Genomic DNA, 25,503 nt, shown 5'->3' on the forward strand with positions numbered 1-25,503 from the left:
GGTGGTGACCCTGAGCCGTCCCCGAGGTGCTGCGATACTGGGCGGGATGACACCTACGTACGCGGAGGTCGAGCGCGCGCTCCTCGGCCGTTGGCCCGAGACCCGCCTCGAGCCCTCCCTCGATCGCATCGCCGCCCTGTGCCGCCTCCTGGGGGACCCGCAGGCGGCCTATCCCCTGGTCCACCTCACCGGGACGAACGGCAAGACGTCGACGAGCCGCATGATCGACACCCTGCTGCGCGCGCTGGACCTGCGCACCGGACGCTTCACCAGCCCGCACCTGCAGTCGATGACTGAGCGCATCAGCCTCGACGGGGCGCCCCTGTCCGAGGCCCTGTTCGTCGAGGCGTTCGCGGACGTCGCGGCGTACGCGCAGATCGTCGACGACTCGTCGGCGCACCCCCTGTCGTACTTCGAGATGATGGTCGCGATGGCGTTCGCGGCCTTTGCCGACGCCCCCGTCGACGTCGCCGTGGTCGAGGTCGGCATGGGCGGCTCGTGGGACGCGACCAACGTCGCGAACGGTCAGGTCGCGGTCATCACCCCGATCGGCGTGGACCACGCGGCCTATCTCGGTGACCGCCCCGAGATCATCGCGGTCGAGAAGGCCGGCATCATCAAGCCCGGCTCGCACACCATCCTCGCCGAGCAGGCACCCGAGGTCATGGACGTGCTGATGCGACGGGTGCTGGACGTCGGCTCGGTCGCGCTGCACGAGGGCACCGACTTCGGCGTCGGCTCACGTGTCACCGCGATCGGTGGGCAGCAGATCGACCTGCAGGGCCTGTCGGGCACGTACGACGACATCTTCCTGCCGCTGCACGGCGCCCACCAGGCGCACAACGCGGCGTACGCCCTCGCGGCCGTCGAGGCCTTCACGGGCAGCAAGCAGCTCGACGCCGATCTCGTCCGCGACGCGTTCAGGCAGGTCACCTCGCCGGGGCGCCTCGAGGTCGTGCGGCGCAGCCCCACGGTGCTGCTCGACGCGGCGCACAACCCCCACGGCGCCCGCGCGACGATCGAGGCCGTCCAGGAGGCGTTCTCGTTCAGCCCGCTCATCGGGGTCGTGGGCGTCATGGCCGACAAGGACGTCGAGGAGATGCTCCGCGTCTTCGAGCCGGTCATGGCCGAGATCGTGTGCACGCAGAACAGCACCCCGCGGGCGATGCCGGCGGTCGAGCTGGCCGAGCTCGCGGCCGACATCTTCGGCGAGGAGCGGGTGACCCTGGTCTCCCGGCTCGACGACGCACTCGAGCGGGCGATCCAGAAGGCGGACGCCGCCGAGGGCTACGACGACGCGATCGGCAGCGGTGGCGTGCTCGTGACAGGCTCGGTCGTCACGGTCGGCGAGGCGCGCGTCCTGCTCGGAGGGGGTGTCGCGTGAGGGGCATGTGCGCGGCGATGCTGACGCTCGAGGCGATCATCCTCGGGCTCAGCGTGCCGGTGATGATCTCGGTCGAGGACGTCGACACGACGTGGGCGCTCGTCGTCGGGATCGGGCTGGCTGTCCTGTGCCTCCTGGTGGCCGGCTCGCTGCGCCGGCCTCAGGCGTACCTGGTCGGTCACGCGATCCAGGTCGGCGCGATCGCGATGGGCTTCCTCGTGCCGATCATGTTCTTCGTCGGGCTGATGTTCGCTGCCCTGTGGTTCGGCGCGTTCTTCCTCGGACGCCGCATCGAGGCCGACAAGGCGCGATGGGCGCAGGAGGCAGCGCGGGAGGACTGAGGGGGGTGTCTTCGGCGGCGCACCGCGCTACTGTCGAGGGCATGGTGCGGGTGCTGGCAGTGGCCGACGAGGAGGTCCTCGGGGTCCGTTCTCGTCTGCGAGACCTCGACGTCGACCTGGTGATCGGCGCCGGCGACCTGCAGTGGGACTACCTCGCGTCGATCCGGTCCGCGCTGGACGTGCCCGGTGTCTTCGTGCCCGGCAACCACGACCCCCGGACGGGCCCCGGCCACACCGGACCGGCGGGATTCGTCAACGCCGACGGCCGGGTCGTCGAGGTCGGCGGCCTGCGCATCGCGGGTCTCGGGGGCTGTGTCCGCTACAACGCCGGCCCCCACCAGTACACCCAGAAGGAGTACGACGCGCGAGCCAAGCAGCTGCTCCGCAGCGCCCGTCGCGCGGGCCCGGTCGACGTCCTGCTGACCCATGCGCCGCCGCTGGGACTGGGCGACGAGCCCGATCCCAGCCATCTCGGCATCTCTGCTCTCCACGGCGTCCTCGCCGAGCTCGAGCCCACGTGGCACCTGCACGGCCACGTCCACCCGTTCGGGATGCTCAAGGCCGATCGGTCGGTCGGTCGGACGACGGTCCGCAACGTGATCCCGTGGGACGTCCTCGAGATCGAGGCCCGCTCGGTCGTGCCGGTCTCGACCCGGTCGCGCCGGAGCGCCTGATGGTCAGCAGCTCGGGGTCCCCGCGGGTCGACGCCGAGAGCGACTTCATGCGGGCCCGTCGCCACCAGGTGCTGTCGGCCCTGGCGGCGCGGCTGCGCAACGACACCGAGGACACCGTGCAGTCGATGTCGTTCGACGAGGTCGTGGACGCCCTGGGCCGCCGGTCCGAGCACTACGTGGGGCACAAGGTCATCCCGCTCGACGCGATCGTGGGATCTGTCGACAAGGCGCGCGACTTCGATCGCCGCTTCCGTCCGACCTCGACGGTCAACCGTCAGCGCTGGGAACGGCTGGCGCGGGCCAGCCGGACGGGGGAGGTGATCCCGCCGATCGACGTCTACCAGATCGGCGAGTACTACTTCGTCCGCGACGGACACCATCGCGTCTCGGTGGCGCGCAGCCTCGGCGTCGAGCTGATCGAGGCCCGGGTGACCGCGATCGAGACGTTCCTCTCGCCCGTGGGCATCGACGCCCGCGCGAGCCTGGAGCTCAAGTTCTGGCGACGGCTGATGCTCCAGCGCGTCCCGTTCACGGGCGAGGCGCGCGCGTCCGTCGCGGTCGACCGGCCCTCGGACTACGGCCGCATCGCCGAGGCGGTCGAGGCGTGGGCCACACGCACGATGCATGCCGAGCACGCCTACATGGATCCCGAGACGATGGCCGCCCGCTGGTACGCCGAGGAGTTCCAGCCCGTCGTGCAGATGATCGAGGAGGCTGGCGTGCGCGGCGACGACGAGCGGCCCGCAGAGGCGTACCTGCGCGTCGCCGAGGAGCGCTACCGCCTCATCCGCGAGCACGAGTGGAACGCCGAGGTCATCAAGGCCGTCGCCGGCAAGGGCCGCAAGAAGCGCTGACCCATCCCCCTGGCCGCGGATTCCCAGGAGAACCCCGAAATCTTCAGCCGCTCGCCCGGAGCGCCGGAACCCGGCACATCACCCCGGTTGCAACAAGGGTGACGTGCCGGGTTCCGGGGTTCTCCTGGGAATCCGCGGCCGGGGGCTAGAGCCCGACGGTCAGGTTCTCGCCCGACGAGGGGTCGAACAGGTGCATCTTGTCGGTGTCGATGAACAGCGTGGTGTCGGAGTCCTCCTGCACGGTGCTGGCGGCGTCGAGCGAGACCACGAGCTGGGTGCGCAGGGAGTCGCTGTCGGACTCGCGGGCGAGCTCGCGCAGCTGGTCCTGCACCTTGGCCTCGGCCTCGTAGGGGACGTAGGCGTACTGCTGGTCACCGAGCCACTCGCGGACGTCGATGTGCGCCTTGAAGGTGCGGGCGGTGTCGACCTCGTCGGAATGCAGGACCGAGACGTCCTCGAAGTGCTCGGGGCGGATGCCGGCCATGAGCAGGCCCTTGCCCGCGGTGCGCTCGGCCTTGGCGGGCGGTAGCGGGAACGTGCCGAACGGGAGCGTGATCTCATTGCCCTCGACCGTGGCCGGCAGGAAGTTCATCGGCGGGGAGCCGATGAAGCCGGCGACGAACAGGTTGACCGGCTGCTCGTAGAGCTCGCGCGGTGTCGCGAGCTGCTGCAGGATGCCGCGCTTCATGACCGCGACCCGGTCGCCGAGCGTCATGGCCTCGGTCTGGTCGTGGGTCACGTAGACGGTCGTGATGCCGAGCTGCTTCTGCAGACGGGCGATCTCGGTGCGCATCTGTCCGCGGAGCTTGGCGTCGAGGTTGGACAGCGGCTCGTCGAACAGGAAGGCCCTGGCGTCGCGCACGATCGCCCGTCCCATCGCGACGCGCTGGCGCTGGCCGCCCGAGAGGTTGGCGGGCTTGCGCTGGAGGTGCTCGTCGAGGTCGAGGGTCTTGCTGGCCGCACGCACCTTCTCGTCGACCTCGCTGTCCTTCATCTTGGCCAGGCGCAGCGGGAAGGCGATGTTCTCGTAGACCGTCAGGTGCGGGTAGAGCGCGTAGTTCTGGAACACCATGGACAGGTTGCGGTCGCGCGGTGCGAGGTCGTTGACCCGCTCGCCGCCGATGATCATGTCGCCCGACGTGATGTCCTCGAGCCCCACGATCATGCGCAGGAGCGTGGACTTGCCGCACCCCGACGGCCCGACCAGGATCATGAACTCGCCGTCGGCGACGTCGATGCTGACGTCGTTGACCGCCGGGAACCCGTCTCCGTACTTCTTGACGATGTGCTTCATCTCGATGGCTGCCATGGGATCAACCCTTCACTGCGCCGGCGGTCAGGCCGGCGACGATCTTGCGCTGGAAGAACAGGACGAGGACGACGATGGGGACCGTGGCGACCACGGCTCCCGCGGCCAGCAGGGACGAGGGCCGGTTGAACGGGTCATCGCCGACGAAGAACGACAGGGCGGCGGGGATGGGGCGGGCGCGCTCGGTCGACGTCAGGGAGATGCCGAACACGAAGTCGTTCCACGCGAAGAAGAAGGTCAGGATCGCTGCGGTGAACACGCCGGGCGCGGCCAGCGGGACGATGACCTTGCGGAAGGCCTGCCACGACGTGGCGCCGTCGACCTGCGCGGCCTGCTCCATCTCCCACGGGATCTCGCGGAAGAACGCGGAGAGGGTCCAGATCGCCAGTGGCAGCGTGAACGACATGTAGGGGATGATCAGGCCGAGCCACGTGTCGTAGATGCCGAACGCGCGCCACATGTCGAACAGCGGGCCGACCAGCGACACGACCGGGAACATCGCGATCACGAGCGCGGTGGTGAGCACGAACTTCTTGCCCTTGAACTCCAGGCGGGCGATCGCGTAGGCCGCGAGGGTCGCGATGACGACCGACAGCAGGGTCGCGATGAGCGAGATGCCGATCGAGTTGAAGATCGCCTGCCGGAACTGCCCGTCCTGCAGGACGTCGGAGTAGTTGGACCAGCCGGCGCCGCCGCCCGAGGACGGGAAGAAGCCGGGACTGCCGACCCTGACGGCTTCCTGGGACTTGAACGACAGCGAGATGATCCACGCGACCGGCAGCAGGCACCAGATGAGGATCAGCGCGCAGCCGAGGATCGTGCCGAGGTTGGCCTTCAGGCTCTTGCCCATGTCAGCTCTCCTGCCGTGCGTCGGCGAGGTTGACCCGGAACAGCTTGACGATCACGAACGCGACCACCAGCACCGAGAGGAACAGGAGCACGGACAGTGCCGAGCCGATGCCGAGCTGGAACTGCTCGATCACCTGCCGATAGGTGAGGAACGAGATCGACTCGGTGCCGTTGGCGCCGGCCGTCATGACGAAGATGTTGTCGAAGATGCGGTACGCGTCGAGGGCGCGGAACAGCACGGCGACCATGATCGCGGCCCGCATGTTGGGCAGGATCACCTTGAAGAGGCGCTGCCACCACGTGGCACCGTCCACCTTGGCGGCCTCCAGCATGTCCTCGGACACCTGGGCCAGCCCCGCCAGGAGCAGCAGTGACATGAACGGCGTCGTCTTCCAGATCTCCGAGGCCATGATCGCGAGCATCGAGGACCAGTACTGGCCGAACCAGTTGAAGTCGTCCGGCGTGAACGGAAGCCAGCTGTTGACGAATCCGTTGGTGTTGGAGAACGCGAACTGCCACGCGAAGCCCGAGACGACCGTGATGACGCCGTAGGGGATGAGGATCGAGGTGCGGATCACGCCGCGGGCGAAGATGACCTTGTGCATGACCATCGCGAACGCGAAGCCGATCACGAGCTCGACGGCCACCGTGATGATCATGATCCCCACGGTGTTCAACGTCGTTTTCCAGAACAACCAGTCGCTCAGTGCCGTGGCGTAGTTGGCCAGGCCGACGAACTCGCGGGCGTCGGGATCGGTGAGCGAGTAGTTGAACAGGGACAGGTAGAGCGCCCGCAGCATCGGGAACGCCGTGACGAGCAGCATCAGCACCAGGGCCGGCGCCACCAGCTTGCGGGCCAGCGAGTTCTCGGCCCGCGAGCGGTCCGAGTCCGGCGGCCTGGTGTCCTCGGCCGGATCGACCGCGGTCTGTACGTAGGTGGTCACAGCAGGGCCTCCCCCTTCAGGATCTGGTTGAGGAAGTCTGCGGACTTCTTGGGCGTGCCGGCGCCGACCGAGCTGGGTGAGTGCCAGCGGGACTGCAGGGCGCTCGAGATCTGGCTGTAGAACGCGCTCTTGGGCCGGGTGCCGGCCGAGTCGATGCTCTGGCTGAACAGGGTGAGCAGATCCGGCGGGAATGCCTTCTTGAGCTCTTCGGAGTCGTACACGGATCCGCGTGACGGCATGAAGCCGTTGTTGACCCCGAGGGCGACCTGGGCGTCGGCGTCGGTGACGCACATCGCAGCCTGCTGGGCGAAGTCGCGGTGCTTGGTGTAGGCGCCGACGCCGATCGCAATGCCGCCGAGGGGAGGTCGTGACTCCTCGCCCTCGACCGTCTCGGGGTAGCGGGCCCAGCCGAGGTCCTCGAACTGTGCCTCGTCCTTGGGGCCGCCGGGCTTGCCGATCAGGCCCTCGTAGTTCTTGTAGACGAAGGTCCAGTTGGTCATGAACTCGCCGGCGCCCTGCTCGGGGAACATCGCGCCGAGGCTCGTGCCCTCGTTGGACGTCGTGAAGTCGGGCTGCTTGGCGGTCGACTTGGCGAGCTTCTCGATCACGGCGGCCGCGGCCTTGCCGGCCTCGGAGTCGATCGTGACCTTCGCGTCCCGCCCGTCCTCCACCGTCGAGGGGTCCAGGATGTTGCCGCCGGCACCCTGGATCAGCGAGTTGATCCACACGACGTAGGCCTCGTACTTGCTGGCCTGGACACCGATCGTGCCGTCGTGGTCGGCGGCGGCGTCGATGATCTGGTCCCAGGTCACCGGCTGGCTCATGTCGAGCCCGGCCGCCTCCGCGAGCGACTTGCGGTACCAGAGCACCTGGGTGTTGGACCACTGCGGTGCCGCGACGACCTGGTCCTCCCACTGGACGATCTCGGCCGGGCCCTTGAGGACGTCGTCGTCGACGACCTGGTCCGCGAGCTCGCCCTCGAACGGCGCGAGCCAGTTGGCGTTCGCGAACTCCGGGATGAACACGGGGTCGAGGCTCATCAGGTCGGTCGAGCTGTCCTCGGCAGCGAGGCGACGGGCCAGCTGCGTGCGCTGGTCGGTCGCGCTGGACGGCAGGAGCTGGATCTCGATGTCGTACTCGTCGGTGCTGCAGCGCTCGGCGATCGCCGTCAGCGTCTCCTGGCCGTCGGGGTTGATGTACCAGTTGAGCGTCGGTTTGCCGCTGTCGCCGCCACAGGCGGCCAGCATGCTCATCGACAACGCCGCCACGGCGACGCCGGTGACGAGTCTGCGGATTGGTCGTACCTTCATGTGCTCCCCTTACGCCGAGCCCGGGTCCGCGGCGTGATGCGGATCACAGGATCGAGACGAACCTAGCCCTGTGCCCCGGGTAGTGCAACCGCGGGTCGGTCAGGACCTGAGCCACACTGTCTCGTCGGGGCCCACATGCCCTGCGGTGCCGGGAAAAGCGCTGGTCAGGAGCACATCGGCGCTGTCCGGAAGGGTCAACGGGTCGGTCCCGAGATTGGCCAGGACCGTCACGGACGCGTCCTCGGACGTCACCTCGAAGGCCAGCACGTCCTCCGGGTGCCCGTCGAGCCAGGTCAGATGGCCGAGGCCGAGCCGATGTGTGCGGCGTACGGCCAGGAGCGCCCGGTAGAGGCTCAGCGTCGAGCCCGGATCGTCCCGCTGGCGGTCGACCGCGAGCGCGCCGAACTCGGCCGGCTGCGGCAGCCAGGACCGCTCGCCCGGCCCGAAGCCGTACGACGGCGCGTCGCCCTCCCACGGCATCGGGACGCGGCAGCCGTCGCGGCCGCGCTGGGTGTGGCCCGAGCGCTCCCAGGTCGGGTCCTGGCGGCTCTCGTCGGGCAGGCGGGTGGCCTCCGGCAGGCCGAGCTCCTCACCCTGGAACAGGTAGGCCGAGCCGGGCAGCGCGAGCATCACCGCGGTGGCGGCGCGAGCCCGGCGCAGCCCCAGGACGGGATCGGGCTGCGGGTCGTCCGCGCCGATGCCGGCAATGCGCTGCAGACCGGGGTGCTGCGGGTAGCCGAGGCGGGTCGCATGCCGTACGACGTCGTGGTTGGACAGGACCCAGGTCTGCGGCGCACCGACGGCCCCCGCCTGGGCGAGCGACCGGGTGATGGACGCGCGCTGCTCGTCCGGGAGCCATGGCGTCATCAGGTACTCGAAGTTGAACGACTGGTGCAGCTCGTCCGCGCGGACGTACTGCGCGAGTGCCTGGGCCGGCAGGACCCACGCCTCGGCGCACAGGATGCGGTCGGCGTCCTCGCCCTCCACCGCGTACGAGTCGGCGAGCCGGCGCCAGCTGCGATAGATCTCGTGGACGCCGGGCTGGTCCCACATGGGCGCGAGCGCGGTCGCGTCCACGTTCGCGTCGAGCGTGAGATCGGTGTCGGGGAGATCCTCGAACTTGACCAGCCCGTGCGCGACGTCGATGCGGAAGCCGTCGACCCCACGATCGAGCCAGAAGCGCAGGACGTCCTCGAGCTCGTCGCGCACCTCGGGGTTGGTCCAGTCGAAGTCGGGCTGGGAGGTGTCGAACATGTGCAGGTACCACTGGCCGGGGGTGCCGTCCGGCTCGGTGACGCGGGTCCAGGCGGGGCCGCCGAACATGCTGGTCCAGTTGTTGGGCGGGAGCCGGCCTTCGTCGCTGCCGTCGCGGAACAGGTAGCGCGCGCGCTCACGGCTGCCGGGTGGGGACGCGAGTGCGGCGCGGAACCACGGGTGCGCGTCGGAGGAGTGGTTGGGGACGATGTCGACGATGACCCGCAGCCCGAGCCCGTGGGCCCGGGCGACCAGGGCGTCGAATGCGGCGAGATCGCCGAAGAGGGGGTCGACGTCGCGGTAGTCGGCCACGTCGTAGCCGCCGTCGCGCTGAGGAGAGGTGTAGAACGGCGACAGCCACACGGCGTCCACGCCGAGCTCGGCGAGGTGGGGGAGCCGCTCGGTGATGCCCGGCAGGTCACCGATGCCGTCGCCGTCGGAGTCGGCCCACGAGCGGGGGTAGACCTGGTAGATCACTGCGTCGCGCCACCACTGCCGCCCTGGTCCTGCCACGTCGCCGCCCCCTTCGCAGGCACCCAGCGCGCCCCGTCCCGTCCAACGTACGCAGGGCCTGCGAAGGCGTCCACGGGTGGACCCGGCGACGGCGCGGTAGATTTGATGTATGGCCCAACGCACACTCGTCCTCATCAAGCCCGACGCGGTCCGCCGTGGACTCGTGGGTCAGGTGCTGTCCCGGTACGAGCACAAGGGGCTGGCCCTGGTCGCCATGGAGCAGCGCACGATCGACGCCGCCCAGGCCGACGCTCACTACGCCGAGCACGTCGAGAAGCCTTGGTATCCGCCGCTGCGCGAGTTCGCGACGTCCGGACCCCTCGTGGCGCTCGTGCTGGAAGGTGACGAGGCCATCTCGGTCGTCCGCCAGCTCAACGGTGCGACCGACGGTCGTCAGGCCGCTCCCGGCACGATCCGCGGCGACATGTCGCTGTCGAACCGCGAGAACCTCGTGCACGCGTCCGACTCCGAGGAGTCCGCGGCCCGCGAGATCGCCCTCTGGTTCCCGTCTCTCTGACCTCATCGGCTGCCCGCGCCGCCCGCCCGTCGACCGATCTTTCGACGTTTCGGTACCCCGGGCAGCGTCAACGTCGTCTAATCAGACGGCGGCGCGACGGAACTTTCGACGTCTGCGCAGTTCGGACGGCGTCAACGTCGTCAGGTCGTTCGGCCTCCCCGTCCAGCCCAGGGCTTGCGCCATGCGGACGAGCTGTCCCGCCACGACGCGCTGCTCGCGACGGATCGTGTACGAGGAGAACACCAGCAGACGCTCGCCGCCGATCACGATCTCGTTGCACGGGTCAGGTCCTCGCTCCATCTCATGACGGCGAGGTGGGGGATTCCGTGCACCTCGGCCGACATCCCGAGCTGCTCCCAGCTGGCGTCGAGGAAGTAGGTGCCGTCGGGGGCGCGCACGCGACGCTGTCGGCTCGGGCGAGGCAGCCCGGCCCAGTCGCACACCTCGGCGAAGTCACGCTCGGGCAGTGACTGGATACCACCTGCGGCGTCCAGGATCGACTCCACGATCAGCGCGCGATGACGGCACGGGCCGCGCCGTGTGAGTGCGTCGCGCAGGTGCGCGGTGCTCGTCAGGCGCTGCTGCACGCCGGCGACGACGATCGCCCGCGCCCGGCGTTCGTTCTGCGTCCAGCTCGCGGCGTCCACCAGGCTGCGGGCCGGCCGCGTACGTCGGGGCGTGCGCAGGGGATGGACGTCGCGGTCGTCGAGCTGGGTGCTCCACCGCACCTCCAGCCCGCGCCGGGAGGGCCTGCGCGCGCCGGACGGGAGCACGATCTGCGGAAGCTCGGGCGTGAAGCCGTCGAAGTCGTCCTGTGCCAGGGCGGTCAGACCCGCCAACGCGGCCCCGTCGGCGGCCGACGCCAGCGCGACGGCGATCTCCTGCTCGCGGGTGAGCGGGCCGTTGTGGAGCACGACCACCCCGCGGCACGGCTTCTGCCACATCCCGCGGTCCACCTTGTTGCGCACGACCCCCAGGCCGAATCGTCGGGCGGCTTCTGCTGTCCTGAGCACCTGGTCCATGCCTCGACCATGGTCGCGGGAGCTGGGCCGGTCCTCTTCCGGCGTTCGCGCTGTGGAGGGGCGGGCCGGCCCGGCGCGCTTGTGGACGTTGACTCGTCGACGTTGGTGCTGCCGGAGCTACCGAAACGCCGAAAGATCGGTCCGGGACGGGGCGGGGCGGTCAGGCGTAGGTGGGCATACGGAGGTGGTGGACGACCTCGTGGAACTGGCCGCGGACGTCCTCGGGGAGCCAGATGACGTCATTGGACATCGAGGCCATGTCGACGTCCTCCTGCAGGGTGACGACGTCGCGGACCTGTCGGGGGTGGTCGCGCACGCGGTCCTCGAGCTCGATGAGGGAGATGCGCATCGTGACGCCGAACGGATTGGGGTTGACCAGGCCGATGCCCCAGAACTCGGCCGGATCGGCCGTCGCCTTCTGCTCCAGGTCGATCATCACCGACTTGACGTCCTGCTCCAAGGCGGGGTGGTCGACCTCCTCCACGGCCGCGAGCTCGACCCGCACCCCGCGCACGAGATGCGCGCCCTGGCCGTCGAAGCGCAGGACGTCGGTGAGGGTGCCGCCCGCAGGAAGCACCGGTCCGCCGCGGTGGGAGCCGTTGACGCCCTGCGTGACCACGTGGGGCAGCTCGCGGCCGTAGACGTCGTAGGCCACGAAGCGCAGCGTGGGGAGCACCGAGACCTCGGTGTTGTTGCGGATCGTGAGCACCTGGTCGAGCGAGCCGTCGGTCGAGACCGAGGTGTACTTCACGTTGAACGGCGGGGGCGTGCGCTGACGTCGCTTCACACCATCGAGCCTATCGCCGGGCCACTCGTCCGATCGCCCGTGGGCCGGGCGGTCTCAGGTCTCCCAGGACCTGGTCTCCCGGCGTCTTCGCGGAGACAAGTCGGCGATCATGCGACAGGATGTCTGCCGAGAGCGAACACATGCGTGGTCTTGTCGAGGCTCGGGTAACGTTCGTACGTCCGGGCGGTGAGATATCGCGCAGAGAAGCAGGGGGAGCGTGGCGTGCGTGAAGTCGCGTTGGAGGAGGCACGGCCGTCGATGATCGGGGACGCAGCGGCGGAAGCTGCGAAGCTCCGGGCGGAGCTGGAGATGTCTCAGCGTGAGCTCGCTCAGGCCAGGCGTCAGCTGGAGGAGCAGGCCGAGCGCGCCGCTGCCCATGAGGTCGCGCAACGGCGCCTGCGACAGCTGGCGACCCGCCTCGATCAGCGGCTCACGCGGAGCGAGTCCGTCTCCGGGGTCCGCGGCTGGTTGAAGCGGCGTCAGCTCTCGACCATGCCGCGCACCGAGGAGGACGACGCCCTCGCGGTCCTGAGGTCGTCGAGCCTGATGAAAGGAGCCTGGTACCTGACGCGCTATCCGGAGGTCGTCTCGACCGGGCTCAGCCCTGCGTTGCACTACCTCCGTGTCGGCGCGGCCCAGCACAAGGATCCAGGCCCGGCGTTCAACACCCGCAAGTACCTGGCTCAGCACCCCGATCTGCCTCGTGACGTCAACCCCTTGGTGCACTTCCACGCAGCCAATCCTGGCCCGGCGGCATGAGGGCTCCGGCCGGAATCGATCATCCACTCCTGCACGAGCACCGTCTGCTGCCCAGCGGCCAGCGGCTGCGGCGGGAGATGGAGCTGGTCGCCGAGCTCATCGACCTTCCCTACTACCGGACGAACACCCCCGGGGTCGGCGACCTCGACCCGGTCGAGCACTTCTGCCGTCGAGGCTGGCGCGAGCTGCGAAAGCCCAGCCAGGACTTCGACGTGTGGTGGTACTGGATGGCCCACCTGGATCCGGCCGACGACTCACTGAACCCGCTGGTCCACTACGCCCTCGTGGGGCGCGAGCTCGGCCTGTCCACGCGGCCCGCGACGACGAAGGCCGGGCCCGGACATCGGCTGCCGACCACCCGTCCCGTTCGTCGCGCATGCCTCGTGGCGGGTTTCGACACGGATGGCGTGGTGGACCCGTCGGTGGTCTCGTTGATCGCCGAGCTCAGTCGTCACGGCGACGTGTTCTACCTGTTCGACGGCTACCTGGACGCCGCCGAACTGGCGAAGGTCGAGGACATCACGGTGGCCAGCTGGGCCATCCGTCACGGCGCCTACGACTTCGGCTCGTACTCGCGCCTGGCCAGCGACCTCGTCGGATGGGACCGACTGGCAACGTACGACGAAGTTGTCCTGGTGAACGACAGCTGCTTCGTGGTGCGTCCTCTGGACGAGGTGTTCGCCACGATGGCTGAGCGGGAGTGTGATTGGTGGGGACTTCAGGCGACCAAGGGCATCGTGGACGCGCCCAGCCTGCCCCCGAACCGAATCACCTCCCCGGTCCCGGTGGACACGGTTCGCAGCGAGCTGCTGGACGGGTTCGAGGACGATCCGGTGTACAACTTCCACCTGGGGTCGTACTTCCTGGCCTTCCGGCGCCCGGTCCTCGAGAGCGCCGAGTTCCGTCGACTGATCGAGTCAGTCGTTCCTCAGCCCTCGAAGCGGTTGATCGTCCTCAAGTACGAGATCGGCCTCACTCATCTCCTGGTGGGGAGCGGGTTCACCTTCGACACGTTCATGGACCGCGTATACCCGTTCCATCCGATGTTCTCCGATTGGTACTTCACGATGCTGGAGCGGGGCTTCCCGCTGCTCAAAAGGTTCCTGCTCTATCGCAATCATTACGACGTCCCGGACCTCGCCCGATGGAAGGAGCGTGTGCTGGCTGTCGTCCCCGACGCGGACGTCGATCAAATCGAGCAGACGCTGCTGCGGGCGACGCCGGATGATCAGCTCCAGCGGAGCATGGCGATCAGCGTGGACGACGATGGCCAGGTCGTCGTGCCCGAGGTGGTCTCGGTCGAGGAGTACCGGCGGCGCAACCGCAAGACGGCGAAGCGCCCCGACTCGTGGGTGTTCGCAGTGGATCGCAGGACCCATCGCCTTCCCGACAACAGCCGGGCGATCTTCGAGGCGGTGAAGGACGACCCGAGCATCACGAAGATCCTGTTGACCCGCTCCCGTCGACTTGAGCTGTCCGGAGCGAACGTCATCACGGCGCCCTTGCTGAGCCCGGCCGGCCGCGAGCATCTGCTCAGCTCGGGAACGGTCCTCGTCGAGGAAGCCCCCCGCCCGACTCTCGACGCGCCGGTCCTGGCCAAGCACCAGACCATCGTCGTGGTGCGACGGGGACTGCAGCTGGAGAAGTCAGGGCGGACACTCCAGGGGCCGAGACGCATGCCGGCAAGCAGGGGGGCCCGGACGGATCCTCCGGCACTCGCTCATCCGCTTCCGCCGTCCGTCGTGACGGGGCTGCTGGTCGCGTCCGACCTCGACCAGCTGGCAACTCTTGCCACGCACTGGCCGGCTTCCTTCGAGCACGGGTGGCGGACAGGAGTACCGGCCCACGACTTCCTGCTCGGCGAGGAAGACGCCCTGCCTGCGGATCTTCATGCCCAGCTCGAGGACGTACGCCGTCAGCTGCGCGGACGCCGGCTCCTGCTATTCGCCCCGACGCGGCGGGCGAGCGGGACGAGGCGCGCGCCTCATGACTTCTCCAAGTCGGAGATCGAGTCACTGCAGGTATGGTGCGATCGGCACGACTTCGTGCTGGGACTGCGGGAGGTGGAGAACGACCTCGAGCGTGCCTATTCGACTCAGCTTGGCGGGGTGGCTCTGGATCTCTCGCCACGCAGGTACCCGTCGGCGCATGCAGTTCTGCGCGCCGCGGGCGTCGTGCTCACGGACTACTCAGGGCTCGCTCTGGACTTCGCCGCCACAGGCAAGCCGGTCGTGAGCTTCGCCCACGACCTGGAGACGGCCGCCGACTCCCTCCTGTACGACCTGCATCACTTCTTCCCAGGCCCGGTCGCGGAGACGTTCGAGGCACTCGGCCCGGCGCTCGATCTCGTCGCAGAAGGAATCTCGGCACCGCACCACCGCCGTGTCCGGGACATGCTGATCGATCACCGGGACGGACACAACACCGAACGTGTGCTGGAGCGGCTCATGACGCAGGTCGAAGGAGCAGGTCGATGACCACCGACGTCGAGGAGTTCTGGGCGGCCTGGACGAGACTCGTCGGCGAGTGGGCAGGCCGTGAGTCGGCGGGACCGACGACCGGGGACGTCCTGCTGCGCGCGGCGCTTCGAGATGGATTGCCGGACCTAAGTGCTCAGCCGTCCGTGGACGTCACGGCGGCCGACCTGCTGGCCTGCGAGATCGCCCTGGTTCGCATGGCCGGGGAGATCGATGACGAGGTCTACCGGCTGGCCACGCCCGGCCGGCCCCCTCGCAACCTGGACGCCGTCGCCGATTTCTGCCGTCATGGCTGGCGCAACGTTCGCAACCCCCATCCCGGCTTCGACGTCTGGTGGTACTGGAACGAGTATCTCGATCCTGCGGACGAGCGGCTCAATCCCTACCTGCACTATCTGCTGGTCGGCAGGCGTGCAGGTCTGCGTGGAGTCCCTCTGCGCACGCACCACGAGCGCCCAGCAGCGCTCCCCGCGAGCCCCCCTGCGCGCAGGGCCTGCCTCTTCGCGGGCTTCGACGTCGACGGAGTCATGGACCCGTATGTGATCGCCTACGTGCGCGAGCTGAGTCGCTTCGCTGACGTCTACTACTTGGCGGCGTGCCGGATGAACGACGGCGAGCTCGACAAGCTGGACGGCCTCGTCGCCGGGGCCTGGGCCGTGCCTCACGACCGCTACGACTTCGGGTCCTACTCGATGCTGGCCAAGGACCTGGTCGGGTGGGACGCCCTCGAGGAGTATGACGAGGTGCTGCTGGTCAACGACAGCTGCTATCTGCTCCGACCACTCGACGACATGTTCGCCTCGATGGCGAGCCGGGAGTGCGACTGGTGGGGGGTGCAGCTCACCTCGCGATGGTTCGACGGGGCGGGAGACAGCCGCGCACCGATCCCGATCGAGCAGGTGCGCGAACAGATGCCGAGGACCGTCATGCACCCTGACGAGTACCCGCACGTCGGATCGTACTTCCTGGCGTTCCGCAAGCCCGTCGTCAGCGACCTCGGCTGGCGCAAGAGGCTCGAGAACGTCCAGCCGCAGAGGACCAAGATCCGGATCGTCTACAAGTACGAGACCGGCACCACGCAGTACCTCGTGGGGCAGGGCTATCACTTCGACACGTTCGTGGACGCGTTGCACCCTTATCACCCGATGTACAGCGCGGGAACGTTCGATCGCATCGCCGAGGGCCTGCCGCTTCTCAAGCGGCAGCTGATCTGGGAGAACCCCTACTCAGTCCCGGACATGCGTGACTGGAAGGACCGCGTGCTTGCCGCGGCGCCGACGGCGGACGTCGAGACGATGGAACGCAATCTCCTGCGGGTGGCCCCGGACGACAGGCTGCACCGTAGCTTCTCGATCGTGACCCGGGAGGACGGCACAGTCGAGCGACCGGCACCCTTGAACGACAAGCGATTCCGCGTGGCCGACAACCGGACGCCGACGTTCGACCACTGGTGGGCGTTCCCGGTGTGCGCCTACGACCACACGCTGGCCGGCAACGAGCGCGCATTGTTCGAGCAGGTGCGCAACGACCCCTCGATCAAGAAGATCATCCTGACCAGGTCCCGACGGATCGAGCTGACAGGTGAGAACGTCGTGACGTTTCCGATCGACAGTCCGGAGGGACAGCACCACCTCTTGCGCTCGGGGCAGATCTTCGTCAAGCACGGTCCTGCGATCAACCTTCCGAACCCCGTCGACACGACGACGCACAATGTCATCAACCTCTGGCACGGCATCCCGCTCAAGCGGTTCGGCCTGGCGTCGGCCCGCGTCAGCGACCGCCTGCGGGAGGTGATGATTCGCAATCACAGTGGTTCGCGCGCGGTGATCACATCGAGCCGTATGGACACGTTGGCCATGTCGGCGGCATTCTTCCCTGCGTCGTATCCCGACATGTGGCCCACCGGCCTGCCTCGCAACGACTTCATCCTGCGGGAGGAGGAACGGCTGCCAAATGACCTGCGGGAGGCGCTCGAGCGGCTCCGTGAGGAGCTGGCGGGACGGCGTCTCGTCCTGTTCCTTCCCACGTTCCGCGAAGGGCAGGGGGAGTCGCAGTACCACTTCGACGAGTCCGAGCTCACCTGGCTCGAGGAGTGGGCGGAGCGCCAGCATGCGGTGATCGGCGTCCGGGAGCACATGGCCGATCGTGCCCGAACCTACTCGCGGGCGCTGCTGCCGCTTGGAGCGATCGACCTGTCGTCACGTCGGTACCCGGACCTTGAGATCATCTACCGCGTCGCGGACGCCCTGATCAGTGACTACTCGAGCTGCCTCGTGGACTTCCTCATGACGGGCAAGCCGATCATGAGCTTCGCGTACGACTACGACCGCTACAGCTCATCCGAACGCGGTCTGTTCCATGAGCTCGACCGGGTGCTGCCGAGCCCGGTGTGCCGGACGTTCAAGGACCTCGCCACAGCCCTCGACGCTGCCTTCGAGCCGCGGTCCAGCGAGGAGCTGGAGGAGTACGACTGGAAGCGGCGGATCTTCTTCGATCATCTTGACGACGAGGCGTCGCGGCGGGTGGTGCAGAAGGTCAAGGCGCTGTATCTCCACGACGACTGACGCCTGGCGTCGCGGGGCGTGAGCGTGTCGACGAGATGTCCATTCGCTGAACAGTGCGTGAGCCTCTCGCTTGGTGTGCTGGAGATCACGTAGCATGATCGAGTCCCAGCCCCACCGCCGAGGATGCGTGCACCATCGCCATCAAGGACCGTCTACCGCCCGAGCCACGCCGCCGCATGGGGCGCATCAAGCGCGCCGTTCTCGATCAGCCCGAGCCGCGCCCTCGTCCGGCCAAGAAGAAGAAGGCGCCGAAGCCCGCACCGAAGGTCCCCGCCGGCGTCGCGGACCCCAAGCCGACCCTCACGCGCCTCGAGCTGCGCCGCCAGTCGGTCCTGGCAGGACAGGGTGAGAACCCCTCGATCCTCGAGATAGGCCCGGCGCACAACCCGATCCTGCCGCGGCGCGAGGGCTACGACACGCGCAACGTGGACTACCTCGACCGAGCCGGCCTGATCGACAAGTACAAGGACTTCTCGCAGTACTCTCCCGACGACATCGAGGACGTCGACTACGTGCTGCCCCCGGGCGCCAAGATGTCCGAGGAGATCCCCGACCGCTTCGACGTCGTCCTCGCCTCGCACGTGCTGGAGCACACGACCTCGTTGATCGACTTCCTCGACGAGTGCGCGCGGCTGACCAAGCCCGAGGGCGTCGTCGCGCTCGTGGTCCCCGATCACCGCTTCTGCTTCGACCGGTTCCGTCCACGGACGTCGCTGGGCGCGATCATCGACGCCTCACTCGACCCCAAGGGCGTGCACTCCGTCGGCACCATGACCGAGTTCATGATGAACGCCGTGCGACACCGCAAGTCGACGTCGTGGGCGCCGGGACACCGGGGCGACTACGACTTCCTGCACGGCCTCGACGCCGCGAAGGCAAAGGCCGAGGAGGCGAAGGGCGAGACCTACATCGACGTGCACCACTGGATCTTCTCCCCGAACCACCTGCGCCTGCTGCTGAGCGATCTGCACGACCTGGGCTACCTGGGCCTTCGCGAGTGGTCGTTCCACCCGACGGTCGGTCACGAGTTCTTCCTCAACCTCAGCCCGGCCGGCGACGGTCCGGGCATCGCCCGCGAGGAGCTCCTGATGCTGGCGGACGCCGAGCAGCGTGATCTGGACGTGCCCACGTTCGCCCAGCGCGAGCCGGCCGAGGCCCAGTCGTAGATGGCCGACATGACGCACGGTGGTGCCGGTCCGCAGGTGAAGATCGTCGCCACGCTGATGGTGAGGGACGAGGTCGACATCATCGCGGCGATGGTGGAGCACCACCTCGCGCAGGGGATCGACCTGATCATCGCGACGGACAACGGCTCCGTCGACGGCACCCGCGAGGTGCTGGCCGAGTACGCCGAGCGAGGCGTGGTCGAGCTGCACGACTACCTCGTCCACGACAAGAACCAGACCGGCGTGGTCTCCTCGATGGCCTCCCGCGCGTACACCGAGCACGGGGCCGACTGGGTGATCAACGTCGACGCTGACGAGTTCTTCGTCCCGGTCGACCGCTCGTCGACCGTCCGCGACGTGCTCGCCCGCGTGCCGCGCGAGCTCGGCTCGTTCTCGGTCCCGGTCACCAACCTGACGGGCCGGCCGGCTCCTGACGGTGCCGGCATCCTGCGCCTCACGTGGCGCGACGAGCGTGAGGAGTCGACCCTCATGGAGACCGTCGCGCTCCACGCCCACCCGACGTCGGTCGTGGTGCACGTGGGCCAGGCGGACGTCGTCGTGCAGCAGGGCAATCACGGCGTCAGCATCCCCAGCACGGGCCAGCCCGATCCCTCGCTCGGCCTGGAGGTGCTGCACGTGCCGTGGCGGTCCTTCCGGCAGTACGGCAGCAAGGTCCAGAACACCGGCGAGTCGTACGAGGCGAACCCGGGCCTGCGGCCGAGTCCCCGGCACCACGGCATGCGCGACTTCCGGTTCCTGCGGGCAGGGGTCCTCGAGGACCTCTACATCGTTCGCCACCGCCTCGCGGACGACGAGCCCGGCTTCCGCGAGGAGCGCCTGCTGGCCGACTCGCTGACCGACCTGCTCGCGTCGGGACGGGCGGTCCTGCCCGAGCGGCTCCGCCCCCTGCTGGTGCAGGACGAGCCCGGATACGACCCCGAACGGGTCGAGGCGGCCCGCTCGGTCGCAGCGATCGTCGTGCCGCTGGAGCTGGAGCACCTGACGGCCAGCGAGGCGTGGCGCGACGCGTTCCGCAAGGAGCAGTCGCGCGTCAAGCGGCTGCGGCGCCAGGTGAAGACCCTCGAGAGCGACGCGTCGGCGAAGACTGCCGCCACGCCGCCCTCGAGTGCCCTGCGGCGGCTGAAGCGGCGTGTCGGGCGGCGGTTGACCGCCCGCGGGTGACGGACCTGCACGAGGCGCAGGTTTTCGTGCGCGTGCGTCGAGCGCCTACCCTTGAGGAATGTCCGTCGAGTCTGTCTTCCCCCGCCTGGAACCCCTGCTGCCGTCGATCGGCAAGCCCATCCAGTACGTCGGTGGCGAGCTCAACGCGACCAGCAAGGAGTGGGACTCCGCCGAGGTCCGCTGGGCGCTGATGTACCCCGACGCGTACGAGGTGGGCCTGCCCAACCAGGGCGTGCAGATCCTGTACGAGGTGCTGAACGAGCGTGACTGGATCCTGGCCGAGCGCACGTACGCGGTCTTCAGTGACATGGAGAAGGTCATGCGGGCCAACGACATCCCGCAGTTCACGGTCGACGCCCACCGGCCTGTCCGGGCGTTCGACCTGATGGGGATCTCGTTCTCGACCGAGCTCGGCTACACCAACTTCCTGACCGCGATCGACCTCGCGGGCATGCCGCTGCACGCGGTCGACCGCGGCGGCGAGGACCCCATCGTGATCGCGGGCGGCCACTCGGCGTTCAACCCCGAGCCGATCGCCGACTTCATCGACGCCGCAGTGCTGGGCGACGGCGAGGAGATCGTGCTGGCGATCAGCGCCGTCGTCCGCGAGTGGAAGGCCGAGGGCTGCCCCGGCGGCCGCGACGAGGTGCTGCTGCGCCTCGCGAAGTCCGGCGGCGTCTACGTCCCCAAGTTCTACGACGTGAGCTACCTGCCCGACGGACGCATCCAGCGCGTCGCGCCCAACCGTCCCGGCGTCCCGTGGCGCATCGCGAAGCACACGCTGATGGACCTCGACGCGTGGCCGTACCCCAAGAACCCGCTGGTCCCGCTCGCCGAGACCGTCCACGAGCGCTTCAGCGTCGAGATCTTCCGGGGCTGCACGCGCGGCTGCCGCTTCTGCCAGGCCGGCATGATCACCCGCCCGGTCCGCGAGCGCTCGATCGAGGGCATCGGCCAGATGGTGCAGAACGGCCTGGACAAGACCGGCTTCGAGGAGGTCGGCCTGCTCAGCCTGTCGAGCGCCGACCACACCGAGATCGGCGAGGTCGCCAAGCAGCTGGGTGACCGCTACGAGGGCACCAACACCTCGCTGTCGCTGCCGTCGACGCGGGTGGACGCCTTCAACATCACCCTCGCCAACGAGTTCAGCCGCAACGGCCGCCGCTCGGGGCTGACGTTCGCCCCGGAGGGCGGCAGTGACCGGTTGCGCAAGGTCATCAACAAGATGGTGTCCGAGGACGACCTGATCCAGACGGTCGCGGCGGCGTACTCGCACGGCTGGCGCCAGGTGAAGCTCTACTTCATGTGCGGTCTGCCGACCGAGACCGACGAGGACGTCATGCAGATCGGCGAGCTCGCCAAACGCGTCATCCAGACCGGTCGCGAGGTGTCCGGACGTCACGACATCCGCTGCACGGTGTCGATCGGCGGCTTCGTGCCCAAGCCGCACACCCCGTTCCAGTGGGCCTCCCAGCTCGACCACGAGACGACCGACGCTCGGCTGCAGAAGCTGCGTGACTTCGTCCGGGCCGACAAGAAGTTCGGCAAGTCGATCGGTTTTCGCTACCACGACGGCAAGCCCGGCATCATCGAAGGACTCCTGTCCCGCGGCGACCGTCGCGTCGGCCGGGTCATCGAGGCCGTGTGGCGTGACGGCGGCCGTTTCGACGGCTGGAGCGAGCACTTCTCGTACGAGCGCTGGGCGCGCATGGCCGACGAGGCGCTGGCCGACGAGCCGGTCGACCTCGACTGGTTCACGACGCGCGAGCGCGAGTACGCCGAGGTGCTCCCGTGGGACCACCTGGACGCCGGACTCGACCGTGACTGGCTCTGGGAGGACTGGCAGGACGCTCTCGACCCCTCGGGCGCTCTCGAGGTCGAGGACTGCCGCTGGACCCCGTGCTTCGACTGTGGCGTGTGCCCGCAGATGGACACCGAGATCCAGATCGGCCCGACCGGCAAGACTCTGCTGCCGCTCACCGTCGTCTGAGCAACGACCATGTCGTCTCGCGTCGTGCAGGCCGGCGCTGTGTAGGCTCTGCCTGCGCTGCGAATGGTCCGCTGTGCGCATCCCCGCACTCGGAGGAACAGGTTGATGACGAAGGTGAACAAGGGCCGTGCCCTGCTGCTGGTGATCGCTGCGGGAGCGCTGCTCGGGCTGGTGGCGGCGGTCGCGTCGTGGCACGACGTGGCCATCGCGTCCTTCGGGCTCACGGGCGTCGTGGCCTTCGCGTGGATCGCCCTGTGGGCGCGCTCGGTCACCCGATCCGTGGCGCGTCTGCAGAAGAAGGTCAACGCGACCGCGTCCGCGACGAAGAAGCTGCCGGCCGCGGGCGACGTCACCGAGCTCGCTGATGCGTTGGCACAGGTCCGGGCCGCTGTCGACCGGATCGAGCGGACGCAGACCCACCAGCTGCCCGCGACCCAACGACTGCTGACCGAGGTGCGCGAGATCGTGGTCTCGGTGCAGCGCATCCCGAGCTCGACCGTCGAGCTCGAGCGGCTGTACGACCGGATCGTCGACCACGACCGCCTGATGCCCGAGCTGGGCAACTGGGCCCTGTCGCCGCGGACCGTGGCCTGGGTCGCCGAGCACATCGCGACCACGCCGATCGACACGATCGTCGAGTGCGGCTCCGGCAGCTCGACGGTGTGGTGGGCCACGGCCTTCGAGCGTCGTGGTGGACCGGGGCGGATCGTGTCGCTCGAGTCCAGCGCCGAGTACGCCGAGATCACCCGCGGCCGGATCGCGGCGCTGGGGCTGTCCCACCGTGCCGAGGTCATCCACGCGCCGCTCGTGGACCTGGCACTGCCGGGCCGGGACCCGCACCCCTGGTACGACCTGTCGGTGCTGCCGGCCGACCTCACCCGGATCGACCTGCTCTTCGTGGACGGTCCCGTGGGCGCGATCGCGCCGCAGGTGCGCTACCCGGGCTTCCCGATGCTGGCCGACCGCCTGCCCGCAGGTGCCCTGGTGATCCTCGACGACACCCCGCGTCCGGAGGAGACCGAGATCGCCGAGCGCTGGATGCGTGAGCGTCCTGCAGGTCGCCGCCTGACGATCGCGGAGCAGCTGGACCGTTCGATCGTCTTCCGGGTCGACGTCGACGCCGAGTGAGGGCCTGCGGCCGATGGAGGGCCTGAGGTAGGGAGCGCGCGTCTGAGGTAGCGGCCCGCGGGGAAGTTACGGCATTCGCCCGATGTGGCGCAGGTGCCTCAGCGACGACTGTGGGTGATGTCGAACAACCCCGAAAGGACCGACATCATGTTCACCGAATACACCGCCCAGGTCGCCGTCCAGCAGCGCGAGCGCGAGCTCACCGAACGTCTCGAGCGTCGACGCGTCGAGGCTGAGCGCGCCGTGGCCGAGCACGGTGGGGAGCGCCTCGCCTTCGTCGCCTACCTCGCACGCCAGAGTCGCGCCGCCCGGTCCGTCGGCAGCCGTCCCAAGGCCGTCGGCTGAGCGGTCAGTCGTGCACCGGACGCACGAGGGTGTCCTCGAGCATCACGGGCCGCGCGACGACCGTGCCGGCGACTGCGATGACGACCGTCAGGAGCATCAGCGCGATGATCGGCGCGTCCCAGGACCCGGTCATGTCGTGCAGGGCACCCACCCCGAACGGGCCGATCCCGGCGAGCAGATAGCCGAGTCCCTGCGTCGTCACCGAGAGAGTCGCCGTCCCGGCCGTGGTCCGCGTGCGCCGGGCGATCATGGTCAGCGTCCACGTGAACGCCCCGCCGCCCAGCCCCAGCAGGATCGCCCAGAGCCACGGCAGGGTCGACGGGGCGAGCAGCACCCCGAGCCAGCCTGCGGCCGTCAGCGCAGCGAAGCCCCACGGCAGGTGGGGCCGGTCGCCGACCCGGGCGATCAGCCAGGGGAGTCCGAGCGTGAGCGGGATGCCGACCGCGCTGAGCAGACCGAGCAGCGCACCGGCGTACCCCGAGGAGACCCCCGCGTCGCCCAGCATCTCGGGGAACCAGCCGAACTGGGCGTAGGCGGCGGCGGACTGCGCGGCGAAGACCAGCAGCATCGCCCACGCGAGGGGAGAGCGGGCCACCGCTCGCATCGGCAGCCGCTCCTCGTCGACCGGGGCTGTGTGGACGTCGCGCCGCAGCATCAACAGCCACGGCACGAGCGCGACCCCCGTCAGCACGGCCCACAGGCCGATGCCGGGCCGCCATCCGCCGAAGGCGTCGGCCAGCGGGACGGTGCCGACCGATGCGGCGGCGGCGCCACCCATGAGGGCCGCCCCGTAGAGCGAGCTCATCAGCGCGATCCGGTCGGGGAAGTGGGCCTTGACCAGCGGCGGCAGGATCACGTTGCCGACCGCCGCCCCCGCCAGGGCGACCACGCTGCACAACAGGAACACCGTCTCGTCGTGCACGACGGACCGCAGCACCAGGCCGATCGTCAGCAGCACGAGCACCAGGGCCGCGGAGCGGTGCAGGCCCAGGCGGCGCACCGATCCGGCCGAGCCCACCCCGAACGCGGCGAAGCAGATGACCGGCAGGGTCGTGAGGACGCCGGCCACCGTCGCGGTCATGCCCAGGTCGTCGCGGACCTGCTCGAGCACCACCCCGACGCTGCCGACGGCGACGCGCAGGTTGACGGCCAGCAGGACGATCGCGGCGCCCACGAGCCACCTGCCTCCGGCGGTGGGGGTGGGGGAGGGAGTCGTCACCGACCCATTGTCCCCGGGGCGGCGCAGGTAACCTCGACGGGTGACGACCCTCGAGGGAACCCCCAATCCCGAAGCCCCCAACCCGCAGCTGCCCATCGTGCAGAAGCTGCGCATCCGCTACGCCAAGCGAGGCCGGCTGCGGTTCACCAGCCACCGGGACTTCGCCCGGGCCTTTGAGCGGGCGGTCCGCCGTGCGGGCATCCCGATCGGCTTCTCGTCCGGGTTCACCCCACACCCCAAGATCTCGTACGCGAACGCGTCACCGACCGGTGCGGCCAGCGAGGCGGAGTACCTCGAGATCGGGATGACCCGGCCCGTCGACGCGGACGAGGTGCGGGAGGCGCTCGACTCGGCCCTCCCTCCCGGTCTCGACATCGTCGACGTCGTGGTGGCCCGTCCCGGAGCCCTGGCCGACCGGCTCGAAGCCAGTGCGTGGCAGATCGCGCTGCCGGGGGTGACGCAGGAGCACGCGAGCGCGGCCGTCGCGGGATTCCTCGCCGCCGACGAGGTCCTCATCGAGCGGATGATGAAGCGCGGCCTCCGTACGCTCGACTGCCGGGCCGCCGTCCTGCACCTGTCCGCGCATTCCTCGGAGACCTTGAGCGGTCCATGTGCGATACTGGAAGTGGTCGTGCGACACGACACACCGTCGATACGACCAGACGACGTTCTTGCCGGACTCCGTTCCAGCGGGGGCCTCGAGCTCGAGCAGACGCCCATCGCGACTCGCTTGGCCCAGGGTCCTCTCATCGCGGAGGATGGCACGGTAGGCGATCCACTTGCCTACGACCGCGACGCATCCTGACCGGGTGACGACCGCGGCGGCAAGTGGGGGAGTCGATGTGACAGACCGTAGTTCGCCGTCACACCCCGGCGCGTGGCGCAGGGGTTGACCGAAGCTTCAGGTCCGCAGTG

Annotated in this window: 23 protein-coding genes; 14 read left to right on the forward strand and 9 right to left on the reverse strand. The window is 69.1% G+C overall.

All coding sequences use genetic code 11. The annotated features are described in order from the left end of the window. The first annotated feature begins 46 nt into the window (after positions 1-46). Genes GEV27_RS17255 through GEV27_RS17270 form a run of 4 tightly spaced genes read left to right on the forward strand, consistent with a single transcriptional unit; the run spans position 47 to position 3,253 of the window. Positions 47-1,384 (forward strand): folylpolyglutamate synthase/dihydrofolate synthase family protein, encoded by a 1,338-nt coding sequence (locus tag GEV27_RS17255; RefSeq protein ID WP_153935177.1) that lies wholly within the window; start codon positions 47-49, stop codon positions 1,382-1,384. A gap of 5 nt (positions 1,385-1,389) precedes the next feature. After that, the gene (locus tag GEV27_RS17260; protein WP_153654979.1) at positions 1,390-1,725 is read left to right on the forward strand and encodes a DUF4233 domain-containing protein; all 336 of its coding nucleotides are present in this window, start codon (positions 1,390-1,392) and stop codon (positions 1,723-1,725) included. Positions 1,726-1,766: 41 nt separating this feature from the next. Next, positions 1,767-2,399, forward strand: coding sequence for a metallophosphoesterase (locus GEV27_RS17265; RefSeq protein ID WP_153935178.1), 633 nt, complete (start codon positions 1,767-1,769; stop codon positions 2,397-2,399). Further along, complete coding sequence (locus GEV27_RS17270) at positions 2,330-3,253, forward strand: hypothetical protein (protein WP_228765369.1); 924 nt, start codon at positions 2,330-2,332, stop codon at positions 3,251-3,253. The genes GEV27_RS17265 and GEV27_RS17270 overlap by 70 nt, the downstream gene beginning before the upstream one ends. A gap of 145 nt (positions 3,254-3,398) precedes the next feature. Here the strand turns inward: GEV27_RS17270 and GEV27_RS17275 are convergent, their stop codons facing one another. The 5 genes from GEV27_RS17275 to GEV27_RS17295 form a co-directional block, all read right to left on the reverse strand. Next, a complete protein-coding gene (locus tag GEV27_RS17275) occupies positions 3,399-4,562 on the reverse strand; it encodes an ABC transporter ATP-binding protein (RefSeq protein WP_153652095.1) in 1,164 nt (387 codons plus the stop codon). A gap of 4 nt (positions 4,563-4,566) precedes the next feature. After that, positions 4,567-5,412, reverse strand: coding sequence for a carbohydrate ABC transporter permease (locus tag GEV27_RS17280; RefSeq protein WP_153652096.1), 846 nt, complete (start codon positions 5,410-5,412; stop codon positions 4,567-4,569). 1 nt (position 5,413) lies between these two features. Then, positions 5,414-6,355 (reverse strand): carbohydrate ABC transporter permease, encoded by a 942-nt coding sequence (locus tag GEV27_RS17285; protein WP_243838941.1) that lies wholly within the window; start codon positions 6,353-6,355, stop codon positions 5,414-5,416. Further along, on the reverse strand, positions 6,352-7,665 hold the full coding sequence (locus GEV27_RS17290; RefSeq protein WP_153652097.1) for an extracellular solute-binding protein: 1,314 nt from the start codon (positions 7,663-7,665) through the stop codon (positions 6,352-6,354). The genes GEV27_RS17285 and GEV27_RS17290 overlap by 4 nt, the downstream gene beginning before the upstream one ends. A 99-nt stretch (positions 7,666-7,764) precedes the next feature. Beyond that, positions 7,765-9,432: a glycoside hydrolase family 13 protein gene (locus GEV27_RS17295; protein ID WP_243838942.1), complete on the reverse strand. Its 1,668-nt coding sequence runs from the start codon at positions 9,430-9,432 to the stop codon at positions 7,765-7,767. 109 nt (positions 9,433-9,541) lie between these two features. On the opposite strand from GEV27_RS17295, the gene ndk reads away from it, so the two are divergent. After that, entirely contained in the window at positions 9,542-9,949 is a 408-nt protein-coding gene (ndk, locus tag GEV27_RS17300; protein WP_153652099.1) for a nucleoside-diphosphate kinase, read from the forward strand. A gap of 81 nt (positions 9,950-10,030) precedes the next feature. Here ndk and GEV27_RS17305 read toward each other — a convergent pair whose 3' ends face one another. The 3 genes from GEV27_RS17305 to GEV27_RS17315 all read right to left on the reverse strand — a co-directional run bounded on the left by GEV27_RS17305 (position 10,031) and on the right by GEV27_RS17315 (position 11,758). Continuing rightward, the gene (locus GEV27_RS17305; RefSeq protein ID WP_153935179.1) at positions 10,031-10,249 is read right to left on the reverse strand and encodes a hypothetical protein; all 219 of its coding nucleotides are present in this window, start codon (positions 10,247-10,249) and stop codon (positions 10,031-10,033) included. Then, entirely contained in the window at positions 10,213-10,971 is a 759-nt protein-coding gene (locus tag GEV27_RS17310; RefSeq protein WP_153935180.1) for a hypothetical protein, read from the reverse strand. Before GEV27_RS17310 ends, GEV27_RS17305 begins: the two co-directional genes overlap by 37 nt. Positions 10,972-11,131: 160 nt before the next feature. Next, a complete protein-coding gene (locus tag GEV27_RS17315; RefSeq protein ID WP_153652101.1) occupies positions 11,132-11,758 on the reverse strand; it encodes a hypothetical protein in 627 nt (208 codons plus the stop codon). 258 nt (positions 11,759-12,016) lie between these two features. On the opposite strand from GEV27_RS17315, the gene GEV27_RS17925 reads away from it, so the two are divergent. The 8 genes from GEV27_RS17925 to GEV27_RS17355 all read left to right on the forward strand — a co-directional run bounded on the left by GEV27_RS17925 (position 12,017) and on the right by GEV27_RS17355 (position 23,369). Next, positions 12,017-12,517, forward strand: a complete 501-nt coding sequence (locus tag GEV27_RS17925; protein ID WP_228765370.1) for a hypothetical protein — start codon at positions 12,017-12,019, stop codon at positions 12,515-12,517. Further along, the gene (locus GEV27_RS17325; RefSeq protein WP_153935181.1) at positions 12,514-14,994 is read left to right on the forward strand and encodes a rhamnan synthesis F family protein; all 2,481 of its coding nucleotides are present in this window, start codon (positions 12,514-12,516) and stop codon (positions 14,992-14,994) included. Before GEV27_RS17925 ends, GEV27_RS17325 begins: the two co-directional genes overlap by 4 nt. Beyond that, a complete protein-coding gene (locus tag GEV27_RS17330; RefSeq protein ID WP_153935182.1) occupies positions 14,991-17,558 on the forward strand; it encodes a CDP-glycerol glycerophosphotransferase family protein in 2,568 nt (855 codons plus the stop codon). Before GEV27_RS17325 ends, GEV27_RS17330 begins: the two co-directional genes overlap by 4 nt. A 176-nt stretch (positions 17,559-17,734) precedes the next feature. Then, a complete protein-coding gene (locus tag GEV27_RS17335) occupies positions 17,735-18,724 on the forward strand; it encodes a bifunctional 2-polyprenyl-6-hydroxyphenol methylase/3-demethylubiquinol 3-O-methyltransferase UbiG (RefSeq protein WP_153652104.1) in 990 nt (329 codons plus the stop codon). 9 nt (positions 18,725-18,733) lie between these two features. After that, a complete protein-coding gene (locus GEV27_RS17340; RefSeq protein ID WP_194839969.1) occupies positions 18,734-19,906 on the forward strand; it encodes a glycosyltransferase family 2 protein in 1,173 nt (390 codons plus the stop codon). Positions 19,907-19,964: 58 nt separating this feature from the next. Next, positions 19,965-21,896 carry a TIGR03960 family B12-binding radical SAM protein gene (locus GEV27_RS17345; protein WP_153652106.1) on the forward strand — a complete coding sequence of 644 codons (1,932 nt, stop codon included), beginning with the start codon at positions 19,965-19,967 and terminating at the stop codon, positions 21,894-21,896. A 105-nt stretch (positions 21,897-22,001) separates the two neighbouring features. Beyond that, positions 22,002-23,024, forward strand: coding sequence for a class I SAM-dependent methyltransferase (locus GEV27_RS17350; RefSeq protein WP_153935183.1), 1,023 nt, complete (start codon positions 22,002-22,004; stop codon positions 23,022-23,024). 147 nt (positions 23,025-23,171) lie between these two features. Then, positions 23,172-23,369: a hypothetical protein gene (locus GEV27_RS17355; protein WP_153652108.1), complete on the forward strand. Its 198-nt coding sequence runs from the start codon at positions 23,172-23,174 to the stop codon at positions 23,367-23,369. A gap of 4 nt (positions 23,370-23,373) precedes the next feature. Here the strand turns inward: GEV27_RS17355 and GEV27_RS17360 are convergent, their stop codons facing one another. After that, on the reverse strand, positions 23,374-24,588 hold the full coding sequence (locus tag GEV27_RS17360) for an MFS transporter (protein ID WP_194944244.1): 1,215 nt from the start codon (positions 24,586-24,588) through the stop codon (positions 23,374-23,376). A gap of 40 nt (positions 24,589-24,628) precedes the next feature. Between GEV27_RS17360 and GEV27_RS17365 the strand changes: the two genes are divergently transcribed. After that, on the forward strand, positions 24,629-25,393 hold the full coding sequence (locus tag GEV27_RS17365; protein ID WP_309222346.1) for a TIGR03936 family radical SAM-associated protein: 765 nt from the start codon (positions 24,629-24,631) through the stop codon (positions 25,391-25,393). Positions 25,394-25,503: the final 110 nt, after the last annotated feature.

This window comes from Aeromicrobium sp. S22 (assembly GCF_009661045.1).
Taxonomy (GTDB): domain Bacteria; phylum Actinomycetota; class Actinomycetes; order Propionibacteriales; family Nocardioidaceae; genus Aeromicrobium; species Aeromicrobium yanjiei.